The 3,605-nt window shown below is 74.4% G+C and carries 2 protein-coding genes and 1 pseudogene; all 3 read right to left on the reverse strand.

The annotated features are described in order from the left end of the window. Positions 1-20: 20 nt before the first annotated feature. Entirely contained in the window at positions 21-1,997 is a 1,977-nt protein-coding gene (locus tag ACJOT3_RS33460; RefSeq protein ID WP_406977139.1) for a DUF1109 domain-containing protein, read from the reverse strand. A 232-nt stretch (positions 1,998-2,229) separates the two neighbouring features. After that, positions 2,230-3,024, reverse strand: a complete 795-nt coding sequence (gene proC / locus ACJOT3_RS33465) for a pyrroline-5-carboxylate reductase (RefSeq protein ID WP_406977140.1) — start codon at positions 3,022-3,024, stop codon at positions 2,230-2,232. 225 nt (positions 3,025-3,249) lie between these two features. After that, a pseudogene (locus ACJOT3_RS33470) lies at positions 3,250-3,605 on the reverse strand (sugar phosphate isomerase/epimerase); the annotation flags it as partial.

Raw genomic sequence — 3,605 nt, forward strand, 5'->3', positions numbered from 1 at the left:
GCCCGGCTCATCGGTGGGCGCTACTGGCCCGTGGTGACGTAGTAGCAGCTTTCGGACAGGTCCCCGCCGCTCAGCTTCACCGTCCCGTGCATGGGCCGGGTGAACAGCGATTCGCTGTTGGCGATGACGATGCGGTACTCGCCCGGCTTGAGCTCGACCTTGAGGGTCTCGCCCTCGTTGAAGCACGAGTCGTAGGAGGGCGGCGAGCCCGGCGCGTAGGTGTCGCAGTCCTCGCACGGGGGCGCGGTGACCTCGCCGTGGACCTTGTCCGGTCCGACGTAGAGGAAGCGCAGCTCGTTGGGAGAGTGGTTGACGATCTCGAAGACGAACTTGTCGTTGCCGGAGCTGCCCGTGGGCGAGGCGTCCAGGTCGCTGTCCCCGATGACGGTCAGCAGGTCCATCTCCTGCTCGATGCGCCCGGCACCGATGTGGGTGACCATCTTCTTCACGTCGTCCGCCTCGTAGTCGGCGTACTCGGTCTCCAGGATCGTGACCATCTCGTCGGCCTGGTCGAACTGCTGCGCGTCGACGGACTCCCAGCCGCACTCCAGGGCGGCCTCGGGGCGCTCCTCCGCGATCCGGTCGGGGATCTCGGGGGCCGCGCTCCAGTCGAGGTCGCTCAGCATGTCGATCTGGTCGAGGCCCACACACCACTCCGAGCCGAGACGGTTCGTACCCGTCTCGTACAGGTCGGCCATGGCCTGGGGCACCTGGCCCGCGGCGGAGGTGCCCTCGTAGTCCACCGGGATGATCGCGTAGATCTCGTGGGCCCGCAGGACGTCGTCGGAGTACTCGGCGGTGACCTCGCCCGAGAACGCGGCGTCGGCGTTCTCCAGCAGGTCGGTCGCGTACGAGAAGTGGATGTCGGCGACCTCGCCGTCGGTGTCCTGCCAGCGGGCCGCGGGGTGCTCGAAGTAGGTCGCGTAGGAGTCCAGCGCCTGCTCGTAGTCCTCGGCGGCGACGTCGTCCTGGGCCCGCTCCAGCAGGCGGCAGGCGGCGATCCCGGCGCGGGCGCGGTCCATCAGCGAGGAGGAGAAGGACAGCTGGAAGAAGTCCTCGACGGCCTCGTACTCGGAGATCGCCTCGGAGTTGCCGCAGTCGCCGCGGGCGTGGGAGGCGTCGGCGACGCGCAGCCGCCACTCGCCGAGCTGCCACACGGCGGTGAGGGAGACGACCAGGGCGACGGCCAGGCCGCCGGCCGTCAGGTAGGGCAGGGCGCCGCGGGGCGGGGTGCCGCCCTGGGCGAGGGTCCGCTCGTCGTGGGCGCGGCCGGCGAAGAGGCCGTGCAGGGCCGCGGCGAGGAACCAGACCAGGAAGATCGGGGTCCACAGCAGCAGGTTGTCGGCGGCGCCCAGGACGGCCGCGGTGACCAGCAGGCCCAGGGTGACGATGAGGGCCGCGGCGAAGAACGGCCACTGCCTGATGCGGAGGTAGCCCGCGCCCACGCCGGTGGCGTTGAGGGCCGCGGTGTGCAGCGCGGTGGGCGAGGAGAACAGGCCAAGGCGCTGGGGACGGGGAGGCGGCGGGGGCGGGCCGAAGGGGCCGCCGGGACCGCCGGGGGGACCGAGCGGTCCGCCCGGGCCCATCGGGGCGCCGGGGCCGGTCGGGCCGCCGGGGCCCATGGGGGCACCGGGCCCCATGGGAGCGCCGGGGCCGGTGGGGCCGCCCGGAACGCCGCCGGAGTACATGCCGCCGGCGGGGGTCCCGCCGTAGGGCGGGTTGCCGCCGGTCGGCGGGCCTGCCGGGACACCGCCCGCGGGGGTGCCCGCGTAGGGAGGGTTGCCGCCGCTCGGGGTACCGCCGGGGACACCGCCCGCGGGCGTTCCGCCGTAGGGGGTGTTGCCGCCGGTCGGCGGGCCGGCCGGGGCGCCCCCGGCGGGTGGCGGTCCCTGGTCGCCCGCCGGGGGCGGGCCGCCTGCCGGTGGTGGGCCCCCGTGCGGGGGCACCGGGCCGCCGGGCGGCTGGGACGGGTCTGGGGAGGAAGGGGGAAGACTCATGAGGTACGGCCCTGGGTCGGGTGAACGGGGGAGGCGGCCCCACCTCCTGGGAGACGGCAGGGCCTGTCGAGGGCGTTCCCGCCCTCCCTCTGAACACTACCTATGTACCCGGACGACCCCTTCGTGCAGTCCGACCGTTTTCGGCCACGTCAGGGCGGAACCGTCCACCTCCCGAGCGCGTCTCAGCCCCTCGGAGCCGCGCCCCCTCGGCCGGGCTCCCCGGCAACCGCGGTCAGCTCCCCGAGAGCGCGCTGCTGCGGTCCCGGGCCGCCTCGATCGCGTCCGTGAACGCGGTGCGCACCCCGTGCCGCTCCAGCTCGCGCAGCGCTGCCGCGGTGGTGCCGCCCGGCGAGGTGACCGCCTCGCGCAGCACCACCGGGTGCTCCCCCGAGCCGTTGAGCATGGCGGCCGCACCGGTGATGGTCTGCCCCACCAGCTTCTGGGCGGTGGCGCGCGGCATGCCCATCGCCACCCCGGCCTCGATCATCGTCTCGGCGATGAAGTAGAAGTAGGCGGGCCCGCTGCCGGAGATCGCGGTGACGGTGTCCATGTGCTGCTCGCCGACCCGGATCACCTCGCCCACGGTGCCCAGCAGCGACTCGGCGCGGTCCAGGTGCTCGGGCGCGGTGTGGGCGCCGCCCGCCACCGCGGTCATCCCCTGCCCCATGAGGGCGGGGGTGTTGGGCATGGCCCGCACCACCGGGGTGCCCGGGGGCAGGTGGCCCTCCAGCACGGCGGTGGTCAGCCCGGCGGCGACGGAGATGACGAGCCGCTCGGGGCTCAGGTGCGGGGTGATGTCGTCCAGGAGGGCGACCATGTCCTGCGGCTTGAGGGCGAGCAGCAGCGTGTCGGCGCGCTTGGCGGCCTCCGCGGCGGGCACGACCTCCACGCCGTAGCGTGCGCGCAGCTCCGCGGCGTGCTCCGCCCGCGGCTCGGTCACGAGGACGTCCTCCGGTGCGTGGCCCTTGGCCAGCATCCCGGCGAGCAGCGCCTCGCCCATCTTCCCGGCACCGATGATCGCGATCATGAAAAGGGTCCTCTCTGCGGTCCCCCTCCACGCTAGGGCATGTTCCGGGGATGCTTGCCCTGCTGCGCGGCGCCCTGGCACTCCCGCCCGTCGCCCGCCACCACCCTCAACGGACGCCTACGGCGCAGCCCTCCTGCTCGCGACGAACAGCACCCCGGAACACGCCCTGGCCGCCCCGGGGAACCGGGTCGGACACCGCGTCTCACACCGTGGAACCCGGGGCCGTCAGCGTTCCTCGCCGGTGTCGTCGACCGTGCCGGTGGAGTCCACCTCGAACAGCCGCGGCGGGGCGGGCGGGCGGCGGCGCAGCAGGGCGATCCGCTCGCGCCGGTCGCGCGGACGGGACGCCCCCGCGGGTTCGGCGGGCCGGGCGAAGTGCAGCCGGGTGAAGGCCAGCGCCTCGGCCAGCTCCCGCATCCGGGCCTGGCGGTCGGGCGCCTTGCGGGTGCTCACCTCCAGCACCAGCTGCCCCTCGAAGCCGCCGGCGGCCAGGTGCTCCAGGACCTCGGCGACCGGCTGGCGGCCGCGGCCCGGGATGAGGTGCTCGTCGAGGTTCTGCCCGCCGAAGCCGTCGGCGACGT

This window comes from Nocardiopsis protaetiae, from assembly GCF_045446735.1.
GTDB lineage: Bacteria > Actinomycetota > Actinomycetes > Streptosporangiales > Streptosporangiaceae > Nocardiopsis > Nocardiopsis protaetiae.

Excerpts from the sequence above, each read along its gene's own strand:
- ACJOT3_RS33460 (WP_406977139.1), bottom strand. The coding sequence starts at position 1,997 with ATGAGTCTTCCCCCTTCCTCCCCAGACCCGTCCCAGCCGCCCGGCGGC.
- proC (WP_406977140.1), bottom strand. The coding sequence starts at position 3,024 with ATGATCGCGATCATCGGTGCCGGGAAGATGGGCGAGGCGCTGCTCGCC.